Source organism: Streptomyces sp. NPDC038707 (genome assembly GCF_040636485.1).
In the GTDB taxonomy this organism is placed as follows: Bacteria; Actinomycetota; Actinomycetes; order Streptomycetales; family Streptomycetaceae; genus Streptomyces.
Genome location: NZ_JBEZUP010000001.1, coordinates 179,510 through 203,077, shown reverse-complemented (window position 1 = coordinate 203,077; position 23,568 = coordinate 179,510). Strand labels below are relative to the sequence as shown.

General features: G+C 74.8%; 25 protein-coding genes and 1 pseudogene. 14 read left to right on the top strand and 12 right to left on the bottom strand.

Annotated elements, in window-relative coordinates; all coding sequences use genetic code 11:
• Positions 1-111 precede the first annotated feature (111 nt).
• Entirely contained in the window at positions 112-576 is a 465-nt protein-coding gene (locus AB0E62_RS01085) for a pyridoxamine 5'-phosphate oxidase family protein (protein WP_362186128.1), read from the bottom strand.
• A 176-nt stretch (positions 577-752) separates the two neighbouring features.
• Here AB0E62_RS01085 and AB0E62_RS01080 point away from each other — a divergent pair.
• Both AB0E62_RS01080 and AB0E62_RS01075 read left to right on the top strand, forming a co-directional pair.
• Positions 753-1,124: pseudogene (locus AB0E62_RS01080) on the top strand (zinc-binding dehydrogenase); the annotation flags it as partial.
• A gap of 130 nt (positions 1,125-1,254) precedes the next feature.
• Positions 1,255-1,638, top strand: a complete 384-nt coding sequence (locus AB0E62_RS01075; RefSeq protein WP_362186125.1) for an anti-sigma factor antagonist — start codon at positions 1,255-1,257, stop codon at positions 1,636-1,638.
• A 15-nt stretch (positions 1,639-1,653) separates the two neighbouring features.
• Here the strand turns inward: AB0E62_RS01075 and AB0E62_RS01070 are convergent, their stop codons facing one another.
• The 6 genes from AB0E62_RS01070 to AB0E62_RS01045 are packed head-to-tail and all read right to left on the bottom strand — an operon-like array spanning position 1,654 to position 5,435.
• Positions 1,654-3,423: a complex I subunit 5 family protein gene (locus tag AB0E62_RS01070; RefSeq protein ID WP_362186122.1), complete on the bottom strand. Its 1,770-nt coding sequence runs from the start codon at positions 3,421-3,423 to the stop codon at positions 1,654-1,656.
• Positions 3,423-3,770 carry a sodium:proton antiporter gene (locus AB0E62_RS01065; RefSeq protein ID WP_362186918.1) on the bottom strand — a complete coding sequence of 116 codons (348 nt, stop codon included), beginning with the start codon at positions 3,768-3,770 and terminating at the stop codon, positions 3,423-3,425. Before AB0E62_RS01065 ends, AB0E62_RS01070 begins: the two co-directional genes overlap by 1 nt.
• Before the next feature lie 34 nt (positions 3,771-3,804).
• Positions 3,805-4,542 (bottom strand): MnhB domain-containing protein, encoded by a 738-nt coding sequence (locus AB0E62_RS01060; RefSeq protein WP_362186119.1) that lies wholly within the window; start codon positions 4,540-4,542, stop codon positions 3,805-3,807.
• The gene (locus AB0E62_RS01055; RefSeq protein ID WP_362186116.1) at positions 4,539-4,799 is read right to left on the bottom strand and encodes a hydrogenase subunit MbhD domain-containing protein; all 261 of its coding nucleotides are present in this window, start codon (positions 4,797-4,799) and stop codon (positions 4,539-4,541) included. The genes AB0E62_RS01060 and AB0E62_RS01055 overlap by 4 nt, the downstream gene beginning before the upstream one ends.
• Positions 4,792-5,244 carry an MrpF/PhaF family protein gene (locus tag AB0E62_RS01050; protein WP_362186113.1) on the bottom strand — a complete coding sequence of 151 codons (453 nt, stop codon included), beginning with the start codon at positions 5,242-5,244 and terminating at the stop codon, positions 4,792-4,794. Before AB0E62_RS01050 ends, AB0E62_RS01055 begins: the two co-directional genes overlap by 8 nt.
• Positions 5,241-5,435 (bottom strand): hypothetical protein, encoded by a 195-nt coding sequence (locus AB0E62_RS01045; protein WP_362186110.1) that lies wholly within the window; start codon positions 5,433-5,435, stop codon positions 5,241-5,243. Before AB0E62_RS01045 ends, AB0E62_RS01050 begins: the two co-directional genes overlap by 4 nt.
• 369 nt (positions 5,436-5,804) lie before the next feature.
• On the opposite strand from AB0E62_RS01045, the gene AB0E62_RS01040 reads away from it, so the two are divergent.
• Entirely contained in the window at positions 5,805-7,037 is a 1,233-nt protein-coding gene (locus tag AB0E62_RS01040) for a family 16 glycosylhydrolase (RefSeq protein WP_362186107.1), read from the top strand.
• 9 nt (positions 7,038-7,046) lie between these two features.
• Here the strand turns inward: AB0E62_RS01040 and AB0E62_RS01035 are convergent, their stop codons facing one another.
• Both AB0E62_RS01035 and AB0E62_RS01030 read right to left on the bottom strand, forming a co-directional pair.
• Complete coding sequence (locus tag AB0E62_RS01035; protein ID WP_362186104.1) at positions 7,047-7,292, bottom strand: hypothetical protein; 246 nt, start codon at positions 7,290-7,292, stop codon at positions 7,047-7,049.
• Between the two features lie 53 nt (positions 7,293-7,345).
• On the bottom strand, positions 7,346-8,134 hold the full coding sequence (locus AB0E62_RS01030; protein ID WP_362186101.1) for an SDR family oxidoreductase: 789 nt from the start codon (positions 8,132-8,134) through the stop codon (positions 7,346-7,348).
• A 376-nt stretch (positions 8,135-8,510) separates the two neighbouring features.
• Here AB0E62_RS01030 and AB0E62_RS01025 point away from each other — a divergent pair, with 376 nt between their 5' ends.
• Both AB0E62_RS01025 and AB0E62_RS01020 read left to right on the top strand, forming a co-directional pair.
• Positions 8,511-9,575: a PHP domain-containing protein gene (locus AB0E62_RS01025; RefSeq protein ID WP_362186098.1), complete on the top strand. Its 1,065-nt coding sequence runs from the start codon at positions 8,511-8,513 to the stop codon at positions 9,573-9,575.
• Positions 9,576-9,599: 24 nt separating this feature from the next.
• On the top strand, positions 9,600-10,256 hold the full coding sequence (locus AB0E62_RS01020; RefSeq protein WP_362186095.1) for an HAD family hydrolase: 657 nt from the start codon (positions 9,600-9,602) through the stop codon (positions 10,254-10,256).
• 268 nt (positions 10,257-10,524) lie between these two features.
• Here AB0E62_RS01020 and AB0E62_RS01015 read toward each other — a convergent pair whose 3' ends face one another.
• Positions 10,525-11,109, bottom strand: a complete 585-nt coding sequence (locus AB0E62_RS01015; RefSeq protein ID WP_362186092.1) for an XRE family transcriptional regulator — start codon at positions 11,107-11,109, stop codon at positions 10,525-10,527.
• A 189-nt stretch (positions 11,110-11,298) separates the two neighbouring features.
• Here AB0E62_RS01015 and AB0E62_RS01010 point away from each other — a divergent pair, with 189 nt between their 5' ends.
• Both AB0E62_RS01010 and AB0E62_RS01005 read left to right on the top strand, forming a co-directional pair.
• The gene (locus AB0E62_RS01010) at positions 11,299-11,946 is read left to right on the top strand and encodes an FMN-binding negative transcriptional regulator (RefSeq protein WP_362186089.1); all 648 of its coding nucleotides are present in this window, start codon (positions 11,299-11,301) and stop codon (positions 11,944-11,946) included.
• A gap of 55 nt (positions 11,947-12,001) precedes the next feature.
• A complete protein-coding gene (locus tag AB0E62_RS01005) occupies positions 12,002-12,709 on the top strand; it encodes a phenylalanine--tRNA ligase beta subunit-related protein (protein WP_362186915.1) in 708 nt (235 codons plus the stop codon).
• A gap of 115 nt (positions 12,710-12,824) precedes the next feature.
• Here AB0E62_RS01005 and AB0E62_RS01000 read toward each other — a convergent pair whose 3' ends face one another.
• Positions 12,825-14,018, bottom strand: a complete 1,194-nt coding sequence (locus AB0E62_RS01000; RefSeq protein ID WP_362186086.1) for a PP2C family protein-serine/threonine phosphatase — start codon at positions 14,016-14,018, stop codon at positions 12,825-12,827.
• A gap of 404 nt (positions 14,019-14,422) precedes the next feature.
• On the opposite strand from AB0E62_RS01000, the gene AB0E62_RS00995 reads away from it, so the two are divergent.
• The 6 genes from AB0E62_RS00995 (at position 14,423) to AB0E62_RS00970 (ending at position 21,882) form a co-directional block, all read left to right on the top strand.
• Complete coding sequence (locus AB0E62_RS00995) at positions 14,423-15,238, top strand: ABC transporter ATP-binding protein (protein ID WP_362186083.1); 816 nt, start codon at positions 14,423-14,425, stop codon at positions 15,236-15,238.
• Entirely contained in the window at positions 15,235-17,721 is a 2,487-nt protein-coding gene (locus AB0E62_RS00990) for an FtsX-like permease family protein (protein WP_362186080.1), read from the top strand. The genes AB0E62_RS00995 and AB0E62_RS00990 overlap by 4 nt, the downstream gene beginning before the upstream one ends.
• A gap of 212 nt (positions 17,722-17,933) precedes the next feature.
• Positions 17,934-18,749: a VOC family protein gene (locus AB0E62_RS00985; protein WP_362186912.1), complete on the top strand. Its 816-nt coding sequence runs from the start codon at positions 17,934-17,936 to the stop codon at positions 18,747-18,749.
• 437 nt (positions 18,750-19,186) lie between these two features.
• The gene (dnaK, locus tag AB0E62_RS00980; protein WP_362186077.1) at positions 19,187-21,085 is read left to right on the top strand and encodes a molecular chaperone DnaK; all 1,899 of its coding nucleotides are present in this window, start codon (positions 19,187-19,189) and stop codon (positions 21,083-21,085) included.
• Positions 21,082-21,663: a nucleotide exchange factor GrpE gene (gene grpE, locus AB0E62_RS00975; RefSeq protein ID WP_362186074.1), complete on the top strand. Its 582-nt coding sequence runs from the start codon at positions 21,082-21,084 to the stop codon at positions 21,661-21,663. Before dnaK ends, grpE begins: the two co-directional genes overlap by 4 nt.
• 30 nt (positions 21,664-21,693) lie before the next feature.
• Positions 21,694-21,882 (top strand): hypothetical protein, encoded by a 189-nt coding sequence (locus tag AB0E62_RS00970; RefSeq protein WP_362186071.1) that lies wholly within the window; start codon positions 21,694-21,696, stop codon positions 21,880-21,882.
• A 97-nt stretch (positions 21,883-21,979) separates the two neighbouring features.
• Here the strand turns inward: AB0E62_RS00970 and AB0E62_RS00965 are convergent, their stop codons facing one another.
• Positions 21,980-22,315 carry a hypothetical protein gene (locus tag AB0E62_RS00965; protein WP_362186910.1) on the bottom strand — a complete coding sequence of 112 codons (336 nt, stop codon included), beginning with the start codon at positions 22,313-22,315 and terminating at the stop codon, positions 21,980-21,982.
• A gap of 215 nt (positions 22,316-22,530) precedes the next feature.
• Here AB0E62_RS00965 and AB0E62_RS00960 point away from each other — a divergent pair, with 215 nt between their 5' ends.
• On the top strand, positions 22,531-23,562 hold the full coding sequence (locus AB0E62_RS00960) for an SDR family oxidoreductase (protein WP_362186068.1): 1,032 nt from the start codon (positions 22,531-22,533) through the stop codon (positions 23,560-23,562).
• The last annotated feature ends 6 nt before the right edge of the window (positions 23,563-23,568 follow it).

Genomic DNA, 23,568 nt, shown 5'->3' with positions numbered 1-23,568 from the left:
ATGACGGCGTACTCGGCGGGCACTCAGCCACCAGCCCCCACCCAGCCCGGTCGCACCGGCCGCACCATCGCCACCCCATCCGCTCTCCCGCGTCCGGTCCCGTTCCCGGGCTCAGCCGGCGGACGGCCACCGTCCGGCCCGCATCAGGTCGGTGGCGTCCCGTTCGTCCCCGTCCCGCCAGGCCTGGACCCGTTGCGGGACGACCCTGAAGTACAGGTAGCGGTCGGCCAGCCGGCGCGGGTCCAGGCCCGTCTTGCCGGCGAAGACCTCGGCGTCCTCCTCGGGGAGCTCCTCGGGGGTCACCGCCTGGGCCGCTCCCTCGATCAGGACGACGTCCCGGGCCAAGCCGATCCCGATCCGGGCCCTGCCGGTGGCCACGAGGTTGCGGCCGGTGGGGCTGTCGGCCTCGGTGGCGATCAGCAGCGAGGTGCCGTCCCACACGAACGGCAGCGGCACGAGACAGGGCTCCGCGCCGTCGGGGGCGGCGGTGGCGACCCACGCGTCGACGTCGTTCTCCAGCCGGTGGAGGGTGTCCTTCGTGCGCTGCGCGGCGGAACGGGCGGGAGGTGGGGTCATGGCGTACGGCCTCCTGTTCTTCGCTGCTCGCTCCGTTCAGTGTGGCCATGGGTCCCCGGCGCCCGCACGGCGTCCCCCGGCGGACCGGTGCGGCGGCGGTGGACTTCAGCGCGGCTGCCGGAAGGTGCGGCGGTAGGCCTGGGGGGACACTCCGATCGCCGCGTGCAGGTGCTGGCGACGAGCCGGTCGACTACCGGTCCACCGATGTCACCGGGGCGGTGCGGGACGTGGACGTCGTCCTGGACACGCTCGGCGGTGACAACGCGGTGCGGTCCCTGCGGATGGTGCGGCCGGGCGGGGTGGTGGTCTCGATCCTGCCGCCGGCCTCGGACGAGTTCCGCACCGAGGCCGAGCGGTTGGGCGTGCGGGCGGCGTGGATGCTGGTGGACGCCGACCGGGCCGGGATGCGGGCGATCGCGGAACTGGCGGCGTCCGGGCGGCTGACGCCGGCGGTCGCCGGGGCGTTCCCGCTGGCCGAGGCCGCGAAGGCGCACGAGCTGGGCGAGACGGGCCGGACGACGGGGAAGCTGGTGCTGCTGGCGGACTGACCGGGCCGCGCCCGCGACATGCCTCGAAGTCGACGGCATATGTCAAACGAACTTGCTCAAATCCCTTGCGCCGACGGTAACTTGGTGATCGGAAAACGTTGCCGGCGTGCGGGTGGGAGGTGGTGCCGAGGTGCGACACGAACCCGTGTCCCTCACCCGGCAACTGGGCATGTACGCCTACCGCGGGCATACCGTGCTGGAGTTCCGGGGTGAGATCGACCTCGTCGCGGCGGAGGAGATCGGCCCGTTCGTCGACCGGGTCACCGGCCGGGCCGGCGTGCGGGCCGTGCTCGATCTGCGGCCGGTGGAGTTCTTCGACTGTTCGGGGCTGCGGCTGCTGTACCGGGCCCGCTCCCGGGTGCTGGAGCACGGCGGGCAGCTGCACCTGGTGTGCACCCACCCGCTGACGCTCCGGGTCCTCCGGGTCACCGGCCTGGCCCGGCTGCTGCCCCCGCAGCCGGGCCTGGACGCCGCCCTGGACGGCCCGGAGCGGATGCCCGGGCACGGCGGGTGAAGCGCCCGCTGCGGCTCAGGAGCCCAGCACCCCCGGCAGGGCCAGCGCGCCCAGCACGGTCGTGCCCACCAGCAGCCAGGCCACGTAGTCGCCGACGTGCCCGGACTGCAGGCGCCTGAGGGGCGCGGCCCAGCCGGGGGCGGAGGTCCAGGCAGGGCGGGTGACGGCCAGGCCGGCGAGCGCCACGGCCAGCGCGGTGGAGGCGAGGCCCAGCAGGACCCCGTGCGCGGTCCACTGCCCGGCGGCGGGCGCGCCGCCCGGGCCGGAGTAGGCGACGGCGACGGAGCGGGCCACGAGGGCGCCGAAGCCGGGGACCGTCCCGATGGCGAGGGCGGCGGCGAGCAGCACGGCGGGCACGGTCGTCATGGTGTCCGGGATCCGGCGCAGCAGGCCGGTGGTCTCGGGCTCCTCGTCCGAGCCGCTGGTCTCGTAGGCGGCGTCCCCGGGGCGTGGTCCGAGGCCGAGGAAGACCCGGGCGGCGACCCGCAGCACCGCGCCCGCGGTGATCGCGGAGGCGGCCACGTACACCACGGTGAGCGGGGCGCCGACCGCCTCCTCGGCGACCGCCTTGCCGAGTGCCGTGCCGAACGGCGGCAGGCCGGCCAGGCCCAGGGCGCCGACGGCGACCATCACGCCGGTGGCGCGCAGCGGCCGGCCCCGGCCGTGCAGGGTGTGTTCGTCGACGCTGCCGAACCGGTCCAGCAGGGCGCCCGCGCAGGCGAACAGCGCGGCCTTCACCCCGGCGTGGCCGAGGAGGTAGAGGGCGACTCCGGCGTCTCCCCCGGGGGTGAGCACGCCGAGCCCGACGAGGAACAGACCGGTGTGGGAGACGGTGGAGTAGGCGAGGAGCCGTTTGATGTGCCGCTGGTACCAGCACATGACGGCGCCGGTCACGGCGGTGAGGGAGCCCAGCGTGACCAGCGCCCGGGTCAGGGCGGCGGCGGGGATGCCACCGGGTCCGGCGAACACGGTGCCGTACACGCGCCAGACGCCGTACGCGCCGAGCTCGACCATGACACCGGACAGCAGCATGCACACCGGGGTCGGGGCCACGGCGTGCGCGTCGGGCAGCCAGAAGTGGAAGGGCACGGCCGCCGCCTTGACCAGCAGCCCGGTGAGCACCAGCACGAAGGAGGCCAGGACCAGCGCGTCCGGCCCCGCGGTCCCGGTCGCGTCGAGCCCGTGCCCGATCCTCGTCATGGCCAGTTCGCCGGTACGGGCGTACAGCAGGGCGATGCCCGTCAGCAGGGCGTACGCGCCGAGGGAGTTGACGACGCCGAAGGTGAGGGCGCCCTGGACGGCCTTGGCCTCGTCGATGCGGTAGCCGGTCAGGGCGTACGCCACCACGCTCATCAGCTCGAAGAACACGAACGCGTTGAACAGGTCGCCGGCGAGGGCGAAACCGCACATGGCGCCCTGGAAGACCAGCATCAGCGCGGTGAACGCGCCGGTGTGGCCGTGCGGGGGCGCGTCGAAGTAGCGCCAGGAGTAGGCGAGGGCGGCGAGGGTGAGCAGCGAGGCGAGGGCGGCCGTGCCGAGGGCCGGGCCGTCCCCGACGACGAGGATGCCGACGCTCTCCCGGCCGGCGGGCGGCCAGGCGCCGACCCACTCGGTCAGCGGCGGGGCGGAGTGCGGCAGCAGGACCAGGGCGAGGACGGCGGTGCCGCCGGAGACCGCGAACCCGGTGATCTCCACGGCGAGCCGGGGCAGCCGGCGGCCGGTGGCCACGAGCAGGGCGGCGCCGAGCAGCGGGACGGCGACGAGCAGCGGGAGCAGATGGCGCATCAGCCGCGCAGCTCCCGCAGTTCGTCGGGGTCGACCGTGCCGTGCCGTTTGGCGATCTGCAGCACGAGGGCGAGCAGCAGCGCGGTGACGGTGGCGCCCACGACGATGTCGGTGAGGGTGAGGGCCTGCACCACGGGGTCGACCACCGGACGGGAGCCGGGCTCGATGTCGGAGAAGACGGGCGCGGTGCCGCCGTCGCGGTAGCCGACCGCGAGCAGCAGGACGTAGGTGGCGGACTGGCACACCGCGAGACAGCCCACGGCGTGGATGAGGTTGCGGCTGGTGGCGAGGCCGAGGCAGCCGGCCAGGAAGAGGTAGGCGGCCACCAGGTACGGCAGGACGTGCATCACGGGGCGCGCCTTCCGGAGTCTTCCGCGGTGTTCAACTGCCCTGCTCCTCCTCGATCTCGACGGCCTGGTCCAGGAAGTGGGCGAGCAGCACGACGGCCGCGCTCGCCACCTCCACGCCGATGGCCGCGTTCAGCAGCGGGACGGTGCCGCCGGAGGACAGCGTGTTGAACGTGCCGTACGGCAGCAGGGTGTTGGCCAGGAAGGCGGTGCCGGCCAGGACCGGGGCGAGGCCGAGGACGAGGAAGGCGCAGACGGCGACCGCGTCGGTGGTCTCGTAGAGGCCGAGCGGGCGGACGCGTTCCAGGGCGCCGTAGTCGGCGCCGAGGTAGAGCAGGTGCAGGGCGGTCGCGGCGACGACCCCGCCCTGGAAGCCGCCGCCGGGGCTGAGCTGGCCGTGGGCGATGACGTAGAGGCCGGTGACCAGGGCGACGGGCAGGGTGAGCAGGGCGTAGCGGCGCACCGGGCGGGCCGCCTCGGCGGGTTCGGGCGGGGCGCGGTGCTCGTCGCGGGCCTGGCGCAGCAGCACCACGCAGCCGAGGACGGCGGCGAACAGGATGCTCATCTCGCCGAGGGTGTCGTAGGCACGCTGGTCGAAGTTGACGGAGGCGACGGTGTTGGCGGTGTGCCGCAGGAGGGAGGCGTGCACGGCCCGGTCGCCGTACGGGTGGTGTGCACCGCCGAAGCCGGGCAGTTCGAGGCAGGCGGCGACGAGCAGGGCGCCGAGCCCGGCGCCGCCCACGGCCAGCAGCCACAGCCGCAGCCGGTTCACCCGGTGTCCTTCTTCGCGCGGCCCCGCCGCCGGACCTTGCGCACCGACAGCATGATCAGCAGCGGGGTGAGGACCGAGCCGACGGCTAGCTGGGACAGGCCGACGTCCGGGGCCTGGTCCACGGTGAACAGCGCGGCCAGCAGTACGCCCATGACGGACAGCACCAGCGCCTGCCGGGCGGGGTCGCGCTGGGCCACGGCCGCGGTGGCGGAGGCGGCGACCAGCAGCAGGGTGACGACGATCAGCGCGTCAGCCACCCCGCACCCCCCGGAATCCGCCGGCCAGGGCCCGGGAGGCGACGACGTTGCCGCCGATCAGCAGGGCCCCGGTCACCAGCAGTTTCACCAGGGCGCGGCCCGGACCGGCGGCCACGCACAGCGCGATCACGGCGACCGCACCGACCGCCGCCGCCGACCAGGTCAGCCCCCAGGCGCCCGGATGCTCGCCGGCCAGGTCGTCGGAGAGCAGCCGGGCGAAGACCAGCGTGCCGACCGGGCCGAGCAGGGCGAGCAGCAGGGCGAGGTCCACGTAGGCGGGGCGGCCGTAGCCCTGGGCGAGGAGCAGCAGGGCCGGGCAGACGGCGGAGGTGGTCAGGTTCTGGGCGATCACCCGGCGGGCCGGCGGGCCGGTGGTCACGCCCCACAGCGCGGCGGTCCCGCCGCCGCCGAGCAGGACGGCCGCCGCGCCGCTCCAGCCGTTCACCGCCAGGTCACCGCCCGCCGGCCGGCCCGGGCCAGCACCGCGCCCACGGCGGCGCAGCCCGCGCCGACGATCCGTTCCAGGGTGTCGACGGTCGTGATCAGCACCAGCCACAGCAGCGCCAGCGCCGCCCACCAGGCCAGGAGTTCACCGGCGGCCACGAGGGCCGCGCGGGGGGCCGTACGGGGGTTCATGCGGCACCTCCTCGGTCCGTCGCACCGGATTCCGCGGCGATATGTCCGGTATGCCGCTGAGGGCATCCAAGCACCGCCGGGCCCGCGCGGGAGCGGCGGCACGCGGGTCCGCGCCCGGAGTGCCCCGGAGGCGTGAACGGAACCGCCGTGTCCCGCGGGGGCAACCGGCGGGCCGGGCCGGGAAGTTGCGGGGCAGGCCGGTGCCCGGCACCGGGGAGGCGCCGCCGGAACGGCCGTGGGGCTCGCGGCGCCGAGCGCCGGCCACCTGGTCCGTACCAGACTATTGACGCCCCCTTATCTCACCCCTTAAATCAAGACACGCATCCCCCACGGGATTCCCCCACGAGACCCCACGAGAAACGGAGAGCCATGGCCTCCCCACGCCTGCTCCGCAGATGTCTCCTCGCCGCCCTGTCCGCGGCGCTGATCGGCTCCGCCGCCGTCGGTCCGGCGCGCGCCGAGGGCGCCGCCCCGGCGGCCGCGGCCGCCACCGTCTTCTCCGACACCTTCGACGGGCCGGCGGGCGCGGCGGTCGACGGCTCCAAGTGGACACTGGAGACCGGCGACAACGTCAACAACCACGAGCGGCAGTACTACACCTCGGGCACCAAGAACGCGGCCCTGGACGGCCAGGGCCACCTGGTCATCACGGCCCGCAAGGAGAACCCGGCCGGCTACCAGTGCTGGTACGGCAGCTGCCAGTACACCTCGGCCCGGCTGAACACCGCCGGGAAGTTCACCGCCCAGTACGGGCATGTCGAGGCCCGCATGAAGATCCCGCGCGGGCAGGGCATGTGGCCGGCGTTCTGGATGCTGGGCACCCCGGTCAACTGGCCGGACTCGGGCGAGATCGACGTGATGGAGAACGTCGGTTTCGAGCCGTCGACCGTGCACGGCACCATCCACGGCCCGGGCTACTCCGGTTCGGGCGGCATAGGCGCCGGCTACACCCTGCCGAACGGCCAGGCCTTCGCGGACGCCTTCCACACCTTCGCCGTCGACTGGGCGCCCGACTCGATCACCTGGTCGGTGGACGGGAACGTCTACCAGCGCCGCACCCCCGCCGATCTCGGCGGCAGGACCTGGGTGTTCAACAAGCCGTTCTTCCTGATCCTGAACCTCGCGGTCGGCGGCTACTGGCCCGGCGACCCGGACGGCTCCACCCAGTTCCCGCAGACGCTGGTGGTGGACTCGGTGTCGGTGACGACGAGCGACAGCGCCGCCGGGGTGCCGATCCGGGGCCTGGCGGGCAAGTGCGTGGACGTGGCCGGCGCGAACCCCGCGAACGGCACCCCGGTCCAGCTCTACGACTGCAACGGCACGAACGCGCAGGCGTGGACCGTCGGTTCGGACGGCACGCTGCGGGCGCTCGGCAAGTGCCTGGACGTCAGCGGCGGCGGCACCGCCGACGGCACCCCCGTCCAGCTGTGGGACTGCAACGGCAGCCCCGCCCAGAAGTGGGCCCTCCCGGCGGCCCGCGACATCGTCAACCCGCAGGCGAACAAGTGCCTCGACGTCACCGGGAGCAACTCGGCCAACGGGACACGGCTGCAGATCTGGACCTGCACCGGCGGCGCCAACCAGAAGTGGACGGTCGGCTGAGCGGTCCGCTCAGCGGGGCCGCCAGGTGTACTTGTCCCCGCCCACGAACCGGATCACGTCCGGATCGTCGAGATCGTGAATGGTGATGCCGTGGGAGGCGGCCGACTCCAGGACATCGGTGACGCTCCTGGCCTCACCGACCACCTGACCGTCGATCTCCATGATCCGGAACGGCGGCTCGCCCGGCTTGCCCGGGCACACGCCGAGGACCAGGATCCGCGGGTGGGAGATGTGGGGAGCTGCTTGTTCGGTCATGCAATCGAGCGTAGAACGCCCGGCGGGCCGACGGGCGGTCCACCGGCGCGTGGTCAGGGGCGGCGCCAGTCGTCGCTGGTCAGATGGGATCCGGCCTGCGGTCCCATGCGCAGCATGCCGCCGTCGACGCTCCAGGAGGCGCCGGTGACGTACGAGGCGTCCGGGCCCGCCAGGAACGCGATCACGGCGGCGACCTCCCGGGCGTCGCCGGGCCGGCCGAGCGGCACGCCGGGGCGTCGCACGGTGTGCACGTCGGTGTCCTCCTGGCCGGTCATCGGGGTGGCGATCTCACCGGGCGCCACCGCGTTCACCGTGATGCCGTGCTCGGCCAGCTCCAGGGCCATCACCTGGGTGAGCAGGCCGAGCCCGCCCTTGGCCGCGCAGTACGGGGCCGCGCCGACCCGGGGCTGGTGCTCGTGCACCGAGGTGACGTTGACGATCCGGCCGCCGTCGCCCTGCTCGATCATGCGGCGCGCGGCCCGCTGTCCGAGCAGGAAGGGGCCGACGAGGTCGACGTCCAGGACCCGGCGCACATCGGCCAGGGTCAGGTCGAGGTACGGGGTCATCGTGCCCGTACCGGCGTTGTTGACCAGGACGTCGATCCGGCCCAGCTCCTCGCACAGCTCGTCCACGGTGTCGGCGGCCTCGGGCGGGCGGGTCAGGTCCAGCCGGGTGACGGCGGCACGGCGGCCGTGCGCGCGGACCAGCTCGGCCGTCTCCTCGGCGCCCTTGTCGTCGGTGTGCCAGGTGATCCCGACGTCCAGACCCGCCTCGGCCAGGCGTACGGCGGTGGCGCGGCCGATACCGGAGTCCGCGCCGGTGACGATGGCTGCCCTGGGCATGATCGCCTCCTCTCGTGAGCGTGGGCTTCGCACTACCCGCGGTCGCGGGGGACAAACGGGGCCGTTGCGGGAGCAAGGGAGCGCGGTGGGGCGCACGGGCGCTCGTACGGTGGCCGCCGCCGCTCGTGGTGGCCATGGACGCTCGTACGGTGGCCGCCGCTCGTCGTGGCACCGGCGCTCGTGCTGTCACGCCGTCGCCGCTGTGGCGGGCGGACCTTCCCCCGTGCCGCTCGTGCGGTCTGCCGCGCCGCCGCGCCGCCGCGGGGCGCGTGGACGCCCGGCGCTCGGCGCTCGGCGCTCGGCGCGTCACGGCGGAACGCGTGGACCCTCGGCGTTCGCCGTGCCGCCGTGGGGGTCCCGGTGTGAACCTGGGGGCATGGACCCCGTCGCCGCGCTCGACCGGATCGCGTTTCTGCTGGAGCGGGCGCTCGCGCCCGCCTACCGGGTACGGGCCTTCCGTACCGCCGCCCGGACGCTGGCCGCGCTGCCCGGGGACGAGGTGGCCGGGCGGGCCGCCGCCGGGACACTGGAGTCGCTGAAGGGGGTCGGGCCGAAGACCGCGCAGGTGGCGCGCGAGGCGCTGGCCGGTGAGGTGCCCGGGTATCTGCGCCGGCTGGAGGAGGAGGCCGGAGCGCCGCCCGAGGGCCCGGGGGCCGGTCTGCGGACGCTGCTCCGCGGGGACTGCCACACCCACTCGGACTGGTCCGACGGGGGCAGCCCGATCGAGGAGATGGGCCGGACGGCGGCAGGGCTGGGACACGAGTGGGCGGCGCTCACCGACCACTCCCCCCGGCTGACCGTGGCCCGGGGCCTGTCGCCCGAGCGGCTGCGGGAGCAGTTGGACGTGGTGGCGGAGCTGAACGCGCGCTGGGCGCCGTTCCGGCTGCTCACCGGCATCGAGTGCGACATCCTGGAGGACGGCTCGCTGGACCAGGAGCCGGAGCTGCTGGAGCGGCTCGACGTGGTCGTGGTCTCGGTCCACTCCAAGCTGCGGATGGACGCCCGGTCCATGACCCGCCGCATGGTGACCGCCGTGCGCGATCCGCACGCCGACGTCCTCGGGCACTGCACCGGGCGCCTGGTGACCGGCCGGGGGCGGCCGGAGTCGGTGTTCGACGCGGACGAGGTGTTCGCCGCGTGCGCCGAGGCGGGAACGGCCGTGGAGATCAACAGCCGCCCGGAGCGGCTGGACCCGCCGCGGCGGCTGCTGCGCCGGGCGGTCGAGGCGGGGACGCTGTTCGCCGTCGACACCGACGCGCACGCGCCCGGCCAGCTGGACTGGCAGATCCTCGGCTGCGCCCGGGCCGAGGAGTGCGGGGTGCCGCCCGAGCGGGTGGTGACCACCTGGACCGCCGGGGAACTGCTGGCCTGGACCCGCGAGGGCCGCCTCCCGGCCCGGACGACGGGTTCCCGAGCGGCCCGGCGTGGTACCCGGTCCTGAACGAGCGCCAGAAAGGATCCCCGCATGGAACGCGCCGCCGTCTTCGACGTGGACGGAACCCTCGTCGACACCAACCACCTGCACGTCGTCACCTGGTGGGAGGCGTTCCGCCAGGCGGGGCACGAGGTGCCCATGCACGCCGTGCACCGGGCCGTCGGCCTCGGCTCCACCGACCTGATCGCCCACCTGCTCGGTGACGGCCGCGACCGGGACCAGGACAGTGAGCTGAGCGCCGCGCACACGGCGCTGTACGGCCAGTACTTCGACCGGCTGCCCGCCCTGCCGGGCGCCGGGGAGCTGCTGCGGCGGCTGCGCGGGGACGGCTGGACGGTGGTCCTCGCCACATCGGCGAGCGGCGCCGAACTGGGCGCGCTGCGCCGGGCGATCGGCGCGGACGACGCCATCACGGCCACGGCCAGTTCCGACGACGTCCAGCAGGGCAAGCCGGCCCCCGAACCCGTGGAGCACGCCCTGGAGCTGGCCGGGGTCCCGGCCTCGCGGGCGGTGTTCGTCGGGGACACCGTGTGGGACATGCGGGCGGGCAGCAAGGCCGGGGTGCGCTGTGTGGGGCTGCTGTGCGGCGGCATCCCCCGGGCGGACCTGGAGGAGGCCGGGGCGGAGACGGTGTACGCCGATCCCGCCGACCTGCTGGCGCGGCTGGCGGGGAGCCCGCTGGGGTGAGCGGTGACGCAGGTCACGCGGGGGAACGGAACACCCCACTGTGGTTGCCCGTTGAACAAACCGTGGGTGTGGACGGGACAGTGTCCCCGGGCCTCACCATTCGCCCACAGGGACGATCGTTCGGCTGAAGCCCTGTGGAGCCTTTCGCCGCGAGGCGACCGCCGTCCGCGCCCACCACCGACCGCCCCGGCCGTGAGTCCCCCGTCACGGCCGGGGCGTCTCCATGCCGTCGGCGGGTGCCGGCACCGGATCTCCCGGCCGGCCCGCGTCAGGCCGTGGTGCCGGGGCCGGGCGGGAGGTGGACGGTCATGATCAGGTGGCAGGTCCCGCTGCCCGCGCCCCGGTAGGTGTGCGGGGCGTCCCCGTCGAAGGCGGCGGTCTGACCGGCCTCCACGGGGTACTCCCCGCCGTCGACGATCAGCGTCATCCGGCCGGAGGTGACGCTGACGGTCTCCACGACGCCGGGCTGGTGGGGGTGGCTCGGATACTCCTCGCCCGGTTCCAGCGCCCAGCGCCAGACCTCGACCGGGGCCGGACCGGAGGTGGTCAGCATGAGCCGGGCCGCGCTTCCGCGGGGTCCGGTCCACAGCGGGGCCAGATCACCGGCGGCCACGACCCGTACGCGTCCTTCGGTCCGGCCCTCCAGCAGCGCGGAGACGGAGACGCCGAGGGTGTCGGCCAGCCGTACCAGGGTGGCGAAGTTCGGATTCCCCTGGGCCTTCTCCAGCGCGACCAGGGCGCCCTTGCTGACCTGGGCCCGCCGGCCGAGTTCGTCCAGCGACAGGCCGGCGCGGGTGCGGGCCGCCCGGACGTTGCGCGCGAGCGTCCGCAGGGCCGCCTCGGTCTCTGCCATCCGATCACTTCCTCAATGGGCCACTGCACTGCACCGCTCGGTCGTTCGGTTGACACGATCCGGTCGGTACGTTGTACGGTTCAGTCGTTCCATTGATGGTAAGGGATCGCCTCGCGAACGCTCCGCCCCCGGCCCCGGGCAGGTCCGTCACCCCCTCCGCCACCGCCTCCTGCACACAGGGACGACCACATGTTCATCCACCCCTGGGACTCCGCCCTGGACGACGCCGAATGGCAGGCGTGGATCGCCGACGGCCATGACTTCGGCCAGCTCTGCGTGAACGGCCCGCCGGGCCGGCCGCCCGTCGTGGTCCCCACCCACTTCACCCCCGACGACGGCCGTCTGCTGATCCACCTCGCCCGGCCCAACCCGGTGTGGACGGCGGTCGAGCACGACCCGAACGTGATCTTCACCGTCATCGGCGACTACGCCTTCATCCCCGGCACCTGGCGCGCCAAGCCGGACACCCCGCCCACGGACGGCGTCCCCACCAGCTACTACGCGGCCGTCCAGTTCACCTGCCGCGCCCGCATCGTCGACGACCCCGAGGCCAAGGCCGACCTGCTGCGCCGCCAGCTGGCCCACTTCCAGCCCGACGGCGACCACGCGCCCGTCGACCCCGACGGGCCTCCGTACGGCCGGATGCTCCCCGGGATCCGCGGCCTGCGGCTGGACGTCGTCGACGTACGGGCCAAGTTCAAGTACGACGACCACAAGCCCGTCGAGCACCGCACCGCCGTCGCCGACCGCCTCACCCGGCGCGGCGAGGGCCTCGACCTGCCCACCGCGCGCGGGCAGCTGCGCCGGCTGGACCGCGTCGGCACCTGGACCTCCTGACCCCACCATTCCCTCGCGCCCCGCCCCGCACGACACAGGACTCGCCATGACCGCCTTGACCGCCTTCCGCATCAGCCCCGCCGTCGCCGACGCCTTCCCCGACACGCTCATCGCCCTGGTCACCGTCACCGGACTGCGGGGCCACGAGCCGTGGCCCGCCACCGGCACGGCCGTGGCGGACCTGGAGCGGCAACTCGCCGACGGCACCTGGCAGCCGGCCGACGAGACCGACCCGCGCGTCGAGGCGTGGCACACCGCCTACCGCTCCTTCGGCACCAACCCCCGCCGCATGCGCCCCAGCGTCGACGCGCTCGGCCGCCGCATGGCCAAGAAGGGCGGCCTGCCGCGCATCAACCCGGCCGTCGACTCGTACAACGCCGTCTCTGTCCGCCACGGCCTGCCCGCCGGCGCCTTCGACCTCGACCACGTCACCGGCGACGTCGACATCCGGCACGCGGACGGCGGCGAGGAGTTCACCCCCCTCGGCGAGCCCGGCACGGTGGAGTCCCCCAGGCCCGGCGAGATCGTCTACGCCGACACCACCGGCGTGCTGACCCGGCACTGGAACCACCGCGACGCCCACCGCACCCGCGTCACCGAGGATTCGACGCGGGTCGCCTTCGTCCTGGAAACCCTCCACGCCACCCGCGACGGCCACCTCCTGAAGACCGCGGCGGACGAACTGCAGGACCTGCTCGCCCCCCACGCCGCCCGGACGACAGTCCACTACCTCAGCCCCGCCCAGCCCCACGTCACCGTCTGACGCAGCTCGTGCGCTGGTTGTGCGCCCGATGTGGAGGGTGTTGTCCGCCGGCCGCGCCTCGCTCCGCTACCGGCGGGTGCGGCCGGCTCCGCGGCCCCGGTCCGTACCGGGGGCGTCAGCCGCGCCACTCCAGCATGAGCAGGGTCGCGTCGTCCGTGGTGTGTCCGCCACGGGCCCGCTTGAGCGTGTGGGACAGGGAGCGCGTCACCGCACGGATCCCGCGGCCGGTCGCCTCAAGCCGGTTCACATGGTCGATCAGCTTGCTCTCCCCGAACTCCTCCCCTCCCCGCTCGTGCTCCTCGATCAGCCCGTCGGTGAAGCAGAGCACCCGGTCCCCGTGCTCCAGCCCCAGCCCGCTGACCCGTGGCTTCGGGCCGCCCAGGCCGACCGGGAGGGTCGTCGGGGCCATCAGGCGCCGTACGACGCGGTGGTCACGGACGAGGATCGGCGGCGGATGCCCTGCGTTGACCCACTGCATCCGTCCGGTCGTGGTGTCCAGCTGCATCATCTGCGCGGTGACGAAGTGCTCGGGACCGAACTGCCGCGCGACGGCGCGGTCCATGAAGTCGTAGATCGCCGGCAGTCCGATGCCCAGGCGGCGGGCGTGGCGGTAGGCGCCGATGGCCACGGTGGCCAGGGTGGCCGCGTCCAGCCCGTGACCCATCGCGTCGATCATGACGGCGTGCAGGATGTCCCCGTTGAGCGCGTAGTCGAAGCTGTCCCCGGCCACGTCGTAGGCGGGCTCCAGGATCCCGGCCACGGCGACCCGGGGCATGATCATCGCCAGGGGCGGCAGCAGGGACCACTGGATCTCCGCGGCGACGCTCATCGGCTCGCGGCGCCGGACGCCGAAGAACAGGTCGGAGTAGCCGTGCTTCGTCACCAGCAGGTCGGCCACCAGCCCGGAGATCCGCAGCAGCAGGCGCCGGTCGTCGTCGTCGACGCCGTCCAGCGTCACCGCCATGACCCCCACCTGGTCGCCGCCGTCCAGCAGCGGCAGATGGACCCGTACGCCGTCGTCCTCGGGCAACTCGACGGGGACGGCGTCGAGGAAGCAGCGGCCCGCCGGGGAGTCGTCGATCCCGTGCGGTGCCCCGTGGACGAGGCCGTCACCGGTCAGGGGGACGAGGACCTGCTGACCGTAGTCCTGCAGCAGCACCTGCGGACGCCGGCCGCCCAGTCGCGCCACCACCGCGGTGACCAGGGGCCCGATGAGATGGGGAGGCAGCTCGTGCGCGCGGTCGAGAACCTCTCCCAGCAACGCTTCCCCGAAGCTCTCGGAGCGGTCCGCACGCCGTTCGGACGTCATCCGTTCTCCCGCCATGATCCGCGGAGTCGGGTCCTCGCCTGAGTCCGTGTCCTCCTTCCGCCTCCCCCGGGTCCGGTGGGAGCGGGCCGGGACACGCGGCCTTCCGGCGGTTCGCGGCTGCCGGCGTCCGTCGCCGGGAACGGCGCCGCCATGGCCGTACACCCGAAAAGCTCTCGGTGAGGTCAGCCTACCCCCGGCCGTGACGGGCGGCAGGAAGCGCCGTCCGGGCGGACGCACCGGGCCGCGCTCGACGAAGGGCATGGCGGCACCCCCCTGCCGGGCCGCCCCGATCGACGTCCTCGGGATATCCCCACCCCCGATCCGCCGGGAGCCTCCATGTCCCGCGAGGAGCGTGATCCGTAGCGTCGGGTCGTCGGCTGGAGAAGCTCGCGAGAGGACGGACCATGAGGCTGCGGGGCGGCAAGCGGAAGAAGGCGGACGACCGGCCGGAGCCCCCGGGCACGCCCGGTCCCGCCGTCGAACTGCGCGGCGTACGGCGCGAGTACGGCCGCGGCTCCGGAGCCGTGCGCGCCCTCGCGGGCATCGACCTCGCCCTGCCCCGCGGCACGTTCACGGCCGTCATGGGTCCGTCCGGCTCCGGCAAGTCCACCTTCCTGCAGTGCGCGGCCGGCCTCGACCGGCCGACGGCCGGCTCCGTGCGCCTCGGCGGTACGGAGATCACCGGTATGCGGGAGAACGAGCTCACCGAGTTGCGCCGCAGCCGCCTCGGCTTCGTCTTCCAGGCCTTCAACCTGCTGCCCTCCCTCACCGTGGAGCAGAACGTCCTGCTCCCGATGCGCCTGGCCGGGCAGCGCCAGGACCGCCGGCGGGCGGAGGCGATGCTCGCGCGCGTCGGCCTCGCCGACAAGGCCCGGCGCCGGCCCGGCGAACTCTCCGGCGGCCAGCAGCAACGCGTGGCCGTCGCCCGCGCCCTGGTCACCGACCCGGACGTGGTGTTCGCCGACGAGCCCACGGGCGCCCTCGACACCGGTACCGCCGCCGAGATCCTCGGCCTGCTCCGGCAGGCCGTGGACTCCCTCGGCGCCACCGTCGTCATGGTCACCCACGACCCGGCCGCCGCCGCCTGGGCCGACCGGGTGCTGTTCCTCGCCGACGGCCGCTTCGCCGACGGCCTCGACCGGGGCACGGCGCAGCAGATCGCGGCGCGCATGGCCGTCCTCACCTCCCGCACGGGCGCGACGGCGGTGGCCGCCGCGTGAGGAGCTTCGCCCCCAACGGCCTCGCCCGCGCGGCCGTGCGCTGCAGGCCCGCCTCGTTCGCCGGGACCTTCGTCGCGCTGATGATGGCCTCGCTGATCGTCTCCGCCTGCGGCATCCTCCTGGAGACGGGCGTGCGCGCCTCGGTCCCGCCCACGCGGTACGCGAAGGCGCCGGTCGTCGCGGCGGCGGACCAGTACGCCCGCCTCGTCACGGGCAGCGGGGACAGCCGGTCGGAGTCGGCGACCCCGCTGCCGGACACCGCCCGCGTGGGGCTCGCGCCGGCCCGCCGGGCGGCCCGCGCCCCCGGCGTCCGGGCGGCCGTACCCGACTTCACGTTCCCCGTGCTCCGGGGCGACCGCGCGCTGACGGGCCACGGCTGGGGATCGCACGCCTTCACCGGAGCCGCGCTCACCTCCGGGACCGCGCCCCGCACCGGCGAGGTCGTGCTGGACGCCGCGGCCGCCCGGGCCGCGCGCGCCCGCGCCGGCGACACCGTCACGCTGGAGACCGCCGCCGGACGCGCCCGCTTCCGCGTCTCCGGGCTGGCGCGGGCCGGTTCCGGCGAGGGGGCCCGGGGCGCCACGGGCTGGTTCGCCGACGCCCAGGCCCCCGTGCTCGCCGGGCATCCCGGGCAGGCCGACGCCCTCGCCGTGCTGGTGGACGACGGGGCGGACACCGGCGCGGTCGCCGCCGGGGTGAGGAAGGCGCTCGCCGGCTCCGGCGCCACGGTGTACACCGGTGACGACCGCGGCGCCGTGGAGAACCGCGGGGTCGCCTACGCCCGGGAGACGCTCACCGGGCTCGGCGGTTCCTTCGGCGGGATCGCCGCCATGGTGGCCGTCTTCACCGCCGCCGGCACGGTCGCCCTGTCCGTCGCCCAGCGCGCCCGGGAGTTCGCGCTGCTGCGCGCCGTCGGCGCCACGCCGCGGCAGATCCGCCGCGCGGTCGCCGCCGAGGCGCTGCTCGTCGCGCCCGTCGCCGGGCTGGCCGGCACTCTGCCCGGCTCCGCGCTCGCGCACTGGTGGTTCGGGCAGCTGAAGGACCGCGGGGCCGTCCCGGAGGCCGTGGGCCTGCACATCTCGTGGATCCCGCTCGTCGTCGCCGTCGGTACGGGGCTGCTGACGGCGCTCGTCGCGGGCTGGGCGGCCGGGCGCCGGCCCGCGAGGACCAAGCCGGGGCAGGCGCTCACCGAGGCGTCGCTGGAGCGGCGCCGGCCGGGCGTGATCCGTACCGTGCTGGGGCTGGGCGCGGTGGCCGGCGGCGGGTCCCTCACCGTCCTCGCCGCCCGTTCGTCCGGGGAGGACGCGGCCGACGCGGCCCTCGGCGTCGTCATGCTGTTCATGCTCGCGGTGGCGCTGCTCGGCCCGCTGGTGGCGCGGCTCTGCGCGGCCCTGTCCGGGGCGTTGCTGCGCCCTCTCGGTGCCGCGGCCTCGCTCGCCGCCGCCAACTCCCGTACGAACGCCCGCCGACTGGCCTCCGCGATCACCCCGATCGTGCTGGCCATGGCCTTCGCCTCGACGCTCACCTTCCTGCACACCAGCGAGAGCCATGTCGCCGGCCGGCAGGCGCGGGCCGGGATCGTCGCGGACCACGTCGTCACCCACCCCGCCGGGCTGCCCGCCGACGCCGTCGGCCGCGCCGCCCGCGCCCCCGGCGTCCGGGCGGCCGTGGCCCTGCTCGACACGCGGGTGCTGGTACCGGTCGGGTCGGGGGGCGACCGCTGGCTGGAGGAGGCGGCGGCCCAGGGCGTCTCCGGCTCCGGCGCGCAGCTCGCCGAGGTGCAGGACCTTCAGGTGCGCGGCGGCAGCGTGGACCGGATCGGCCGGGGCCGGATCGCGGTCGACGCGACGCTCGCCGCGTCGGCGGGGGTCGCGGTCGGCGAAAAGCTGCCGATGCACCTCCCCGACGGCACCGCGGTCCGCCCCGAGGTCGTCGCCGTCTACGGCCGCGGGCTCGGCCTCCCGGCCGTGACCATGGACCGCGCGTCCCTGGCCGCCCACGTCACCTCGGGCTTCTCCGGCACGCTGCTGGTACGGGGCGGGCACGCGCGGGACCTCGCCCCGCTGGGCCGGGTCACCGGCGCGGCCGGCTACGCGGCCGGGCAGGACGCCGGCCGGGAGCTGAACGCCTGGGCCAACTACACGATGGCCGCGGTCCTGGGCGGCTTCGCCGCCGTGGCGGCCGTCAACACCCTGGTGATGACCGTCCTCGACCGCCGCCGGGAACTCGGCGTGCTCCGCCTCGTCGGCGCCACCCGGCGCCAGGTGATGGCGATGCTGCGCTGGGAAGGGCTGCTGGTGGCGGTGGCCGGCGTCGTCCTCGGCACGGCCATCGCCGCGGCCACGCTGATCCCGATGACGCACGGCCTGTTCGGTGCGGACCCGTACGTGCCGTCGCCGGTGTACGCGGGTTTCGTCGCGGGCGCGGTGGGACTGGGGCTGCTGGCGGTGACCCTGCCGGGGCGGGCGGCGCTGCGCCGCTGAGCCGCCCCGGCCGCCCGGACCACTCCGCGTTCCCCGGGGGGTCCTGCGGTCCTCCGCGCCGCCGTCGGCCCGGGCGACCCGCCGAACGGGGCGCGGGGGGCCGTTTCCGGGAGGGTGCTGTGGGTACGCTGACGCTTCAGGTTTCGCATTCCCGTCGGACATCGGTCTCGGAGCGCTGGCGGTTGGGACACAGGAGGCCGGGCGCGATGGCCATGGATCACGGCAACACACAGTCCCCCGGGGCCACGGATGCCCTCTCCACGGCCTCCGTGTGCGGGGCACCCTGCTGGGTCAGCCTGACCAGCCACGACCTGGAGGCGGCCCAGCGCTTCTACGGCGCGGTGCTCGGCTGGCGGTGGCGCCCGGCCACCGTGGGCGAACACTTCCGCATCGCGCTGGCGGACACGGTGCCGGTCGCCGGGATCGCCGTCCTGCCCGCGCTGCGGCAGACCGGGGTGGCCTGGACGCCGTACTTCGCCGTCCCCGACGCGGACGTGGCCGCGGCGCGGGCCCGGGAGCGCGGCGGCACGGCGGGCGTCGGCCCGCTGCGGCTGCCGCCCGGGCGCGCGGCGCTCCTGTCCGACCGGCACGGGGCCACCTTCGGCATCTGGGAGGGTGAGCTGTTCGGCCGCTGGGACGCCTGGCGGCGCGCGGCACCGACCGTCCTCACCCTGCACACCCGGGACGCCTTCGACGCCGCCCTGTTCTACGGCGGCGTCCTCGACTGGGCCTCGGGCCGCCCCGGCAGCTGCGAGGTCGAGTACGAGGCCGACGAGGTGCTGCTGCGCAGCCAGGGCCTGGTCGTCGCGCGCGTCGAATCGGGCGAGTCGGACACGGCTCCCGACCCCTCGGTACGGCCGCACTGGCAGGTCACCTTCCTGGTGGCCGACGTGCCGGGCTGCGCACGGGCCGCGGAGCGGCACGGCGGCAGCGTCCTCGAGGAGGGCGCGCACGAGGCCGTCCTGCGCGACCCCGACGGCGCCCGGTTCACCGTGGCCTCGACCACCGGGCTGCCGCAGGCCGGCTGAGCGGGCCGCGGGGCGCACGGTGGTGGTCCGGCGGGTGCAGGACTCGCCGGGGGCGCGGCGCCCGCCGGGCTGTCCCGGGGCCGCTCGCGGGTGTCCGCGTCCAGCGGCGGTGCGGCATGCCGGTCGGCGCGGCAGCGCTCACGGGGCGTGGTGAGCCGCGGCCGGGCCGGGCGAGACGGGGTCGGGCCCGCGGGCGGCGAGACGGCCCGCCCAGCGGGGGCCGCACAGCGGGCGGGCAGGCCGGGGCGCCCCCGGGTTCGCAGGAGGACCGGCTCTCCTCCTTCCGGCCTGGCCCGCCTCCCCGGTCACCGCCCTCCGTAAAAGCCTGCGAAGAGGTGGAAACCCGCATTTCTTGACAACCTGGACGAGGGACTGCGTCCAGGCTCCCAGTGACGTGTGTCCGCGCCGGGTCTGGACCTCGGAGGGAGGAGGAGGGCATGGCACGCGCGGTAGGAATCGACCTCGGCACGACGAACTCGGTGGTGTCGGTCCTGGAGGGCGGCGAGCCGACCGTCATCACGAACACGGAGGGTGCCCGCACCACCCCGTCGGTGGTGGCGTTCGCCAAGAACGGCGAGGTGCTGGTCGGCGAGGTCGCCAAGCGCCAGGCCGTGACGAACGTGGAGCGCACCGTGCGCTCGGTCAAGCGGCACGTGGGTGACGCCCAGTGGAGGTTCCCGGAGACCGGGAGCGTCGACGGCAAGCGGTACACGGCGCAGGAGATCTCCGCGCGGGTGCTGCAGAAGCTGAAGCGGGACGCGGAGGCGTACCTCGGCGAGGACGTCACGGACGCGGTCATCACCGTACCGGCGTACTTCAACGACTCCCAGCGCACCGCGACCAAGGAGGCCGGGGAGATCGCCGGCCTGAAGGTGCTGCGGATCATCAACGAGCCCACGTCCGCCGCCCTGGCCTACGGCCTGGACAAGGAGAACGACCAGACGGTGCTCGTCTTCGACCTCGGCGGCGGCACCTTCGACGTGTCCCTGCTGGAGATCGGCGACGGCGTGGTCGAGGTCAAGGCCACCAACGGCGACACCCGGCTCGGCGGCGACGACTGGGACCAGCGGGTCGTCGACCATCTGGTCCAGCGGTTCAAGAACCAGTACGGCGTCGACCTGGCCAAGGACAAGATGGCGGTGCAGCGGCTGCGGGAGGCGGCGGAGCGGGCGAAGATCGAGCTGTCGTCGTCCTCGGAGACCTCGGTCAACCTGCCGTACATCACGGCGTCCGCCGAGGGCCCGCTGCACCTGGACGAGAAGCTCACCCGCGCCCAGTTCGAGCAGTTGACCGCCGATCTGCTGGAGCGGTGCAAGGGCCCGTTCCACAACGCGGTCAAGGACGCCGGGATCAAGGTGTCCGACATCGACCACGTCATCCTGGTCGGCGGGTCGACCCGGATGCCGGCGGTGACCGGTCTCGTACGGGAGCTGACCGGGAAGGACCCGCACAAGGGCGTCAACCCCGATGAGGTCGTGGCCGTCGGCGCGGCTCTGCAGGCCGGTGTCCTCAAGGGCGAGGTCAAGGACGTCCTGCTGCTCGACGTCACCCCGTTGTCCCTCGGCATCGAGACCAAGGGCGGCATCATGACCAAGCTGATCGAGCGCAACACCACGATCCCGACCAAGCGCTCGGAGATCTTCACCACGGCGGAGGACAACCAGCCGTCGGTGCAGATCCAGGTCTTCCAGGGCGAGCGGGAGATCGCGGCGTACAACAAGAGGCTGGGCATGTTCGAGCTGACCGGTCTGCCGCCGGCGCCGCGCGGCGTGCCGCAGATCGAGGTCTCCTTCGACATCGACGCCAACGGCATCATGCACGTCGCGGCGAAGGACCTCGGCACCGGCAGGGAGCAGAAGATGACCGTCACCGGCGGCTCCTCGCTCCCGAAGGACGACATCGACCGCATGATGCGGGAGGCGGAGCAGCACGCCGAGGAGGACCGGCTGCGGCGCGAGACCGCCGAGACCCGCAACCGGGCCGAGCAGGTCGCCTACCAGACCGAGCGGCTCCTGACCGACAACGCCGACAAGATCCCCGCCGACATCAGGGGCGAGGTCGAGGGCGCCCTGGCGGAGCTGAAGCAGGCGCTGAAGGCGGAGCCGGCGGACGGCTCGGCCCTGCGGGAGGCCACGGACAAGGTCACCGCCGCCGCCCAGAAGGTGGGCACCGCCATGTACGCCCAGGCGCAGCAGGCGCAGGGCGCGCAGGCGGCCGGCGGCGGTGCGGGCGCCGGCGCCGCGGGCGGTGGCGGGTCCGGTGCGGGCGGCCCGGACGACGACGTGGTCGACGCCGAGATCGTCGACGAGGACAAGCGGCAGGACGGTGCCGGATGACCGGTCCGAGCGGCACCGACCGCCGGGGCAGGCCTTCGCTGTCGGTCGTCGGCGACACCCGGCGGTCCGGTCCGGGAAGCAGTCTGGAGCCCCGCCGCCGCGGCGACGTGGAGCCCGCCCCGCGGTCGGCCCCGGCCGGTGACGAGTCCGCCCTGCTGCGCACCCGGCTGCGCGAGTGCGCGGCGGAGCTGCACCGCGTGACGTCCGAGTACGACCACTACCGCGCGCGGGTCGGCCGCGACCGCCTGGCGGTCCGCGAGATAGCCGTGGCCAACGTGCTCACCGGGCTCCTCCCCGTCCTCGACGCCATCGGCCAGGCCCGTGCGCGGGGAGAGGTCACCGGTGATTTCCAGCGGGTGACCGAGGTGCTGGAGAGCCGGCTCGCGGCCCTGGGACTGCGCTCGTTCGGCGCGCCGGGCGATCCGTTCGACCCGGCCCTGCACGAGGCCGTCTCCTGCGCCCGCTCCCCCCACGTCCCCCGGCCCGTCTGCGCCGTCGTCCTGCGCCCCGGCTACCGGGTCGGCGATCAGCTCCTGCGGCCGGCCCAGGTGGAGGTGGCGGAACCGGACCGTCTGTGAGCCGCTGGCCGCGAGGAAGGAGTCGTCGCCGTGCTGTCCGCCGTCGTGATCCCCGTGATACTGCTCGCCGTCGTCCTCGCGCCCGGCGTGTACGAGGACTGGAAGGCCTACGTCCGCCGGACCCGGCTGCCGCTGCCCCCGGCCCGGCCCTCCGTGCGCACCCGGCCGGCCCCCACCACGCGGTGCGCGTCCCTGTGGCGTCGGTTCCGCCGCCGGTGACCGTGGCACGAGGAGGGGCGGGCCGACCCGGCCCCGGTGGTGACGCGAGTTCGTCTTGCGGGGCCGGTTCCCGACGTGGAACGCTTCGGCCGGGACGTCACCGCGGTGCGGTCCTCGCGGGTTCGGGGCCGTCGAGGAACCCGAGCAGTACGGCGGCCTCCGCGCGCAGCCGCGCGGCCCGGTCCGCGTGTGCCGGTGCCGTCAACTGCTCGGCCGCCGCCAGTCGTTCGGCGGCTTCGGCGCGCACGGCGTCGATCACGTCGGGCTCGCTCAGCTCGCGCCGTTCGGCTTCGGTGGTGCCGGCGCCGACCGGCGACTGCTCGATGGCCACGCCCCGCGGTGCGGCTTCGTCCACGGGCACCGCCTCGGCGTTGTCCAGCGCGGCGAGGGTCGCGCGCAGGGCGCTCACGGCGGCCTTGTCACGGGCACGCATCGCTTCCGGCAGGGCCTGACGCATACGAAGACGTAGGGACATGCCGGTGACCCTATGTCCGTGCTCCTCGGGGCCACAACGCGATAAGGGGCCCACCTGCCGGAACGGCGGGAAGCCGGGGCGAGGAGGCCGCCGCCGCGCCGCGTGTGCGTGCCGGGTGTCCGGGTACCCGGGCGCTCGTCGCAGCCCCGCCGTGTCGAGGAGAGGAGCCCAGGGTGAGCAGTTCAGCGGGCAGCAGGGTGGTCGTGACCGGTGCCACCGGCAATGTCGGGACCAGTGTGGTGCGCCTGCTCTCCGAGGACCCCGAGGTCGGATCGGTGCACGGGCTGGCCCGGCGGACGCCCGAGTGGGCGCCGCCGAAGACCGAGTGGTCCGCCGTCGACCTGGGCTCGGACCGGGAGGACCTCGCCGAGCGGTTCGAGGGCGCGGACGCCGTGATCCATCTCGCCTGGGCGTTCCAGCCGACGCACGACCCGGTCAGCACCTGGCGGACCAATGTGCTGGGCAGCATCCGGGTGTTCGAGGCGGTTGCCGCGGCCCGGGTGCCGGTGCTGGTGCACGCCTCCTCCGTCGGCGCCTACTCGCCGGGGCCGAAGGACCGCGCGGTGGACGAGTCCTGGCCCACCCACGGCTGGCCGGACGCCGCGTACTGCCGGGAGAAGGCCTATCTGGAGCGCACGCTGGACGTGTTCGAGCGGGACCACCCCGAGATACGGGTGGTGCGCATGCGCCCGGCGTTCCTGTTCAAGTGGCAGTCGGCGAGCGAGCAGCGGCGGATCTTCGGGGGGCGGTTCCTGCCCGGTCCGCTGGCCCGGCCGGAGTCGCTGCCGTTCCTGCCCGACATCCCGGGACTGCGGGTGCAGGCCCTGCACACCGACGACGCGGCCGAGGCCTACCGGCTCGCGGTGCGCTCGGACAACGCCCGGGGCGCCTTCAACCTGGCCGCCGATCCCCCGCTGGACGCCGGCGTCCTCGCCGAGCTGCTCGGCTCCCGGCCGTTCCGGCTGCCGCGTACGGCGGCCCGCTCGGCGATCGCCGCCGCCTGGGGGCTGCACCTGCTGCCCGCCTCCCCGCACCTGTTCGACGCCGTGCTGCGGCTGCCGTTGATGGACTGCGCCCGGGCCCACACGGAACTGGGCTGGCGTCCCCGGCGTACGGCGACCGAGGTGATCCAGGAGTTCCTGGCGGGCCTGCGGCAGGGCGGCGGGATGGAGACCGAGCCGATGCGGGGACGGAAGGTCGGCTGAGCGGGC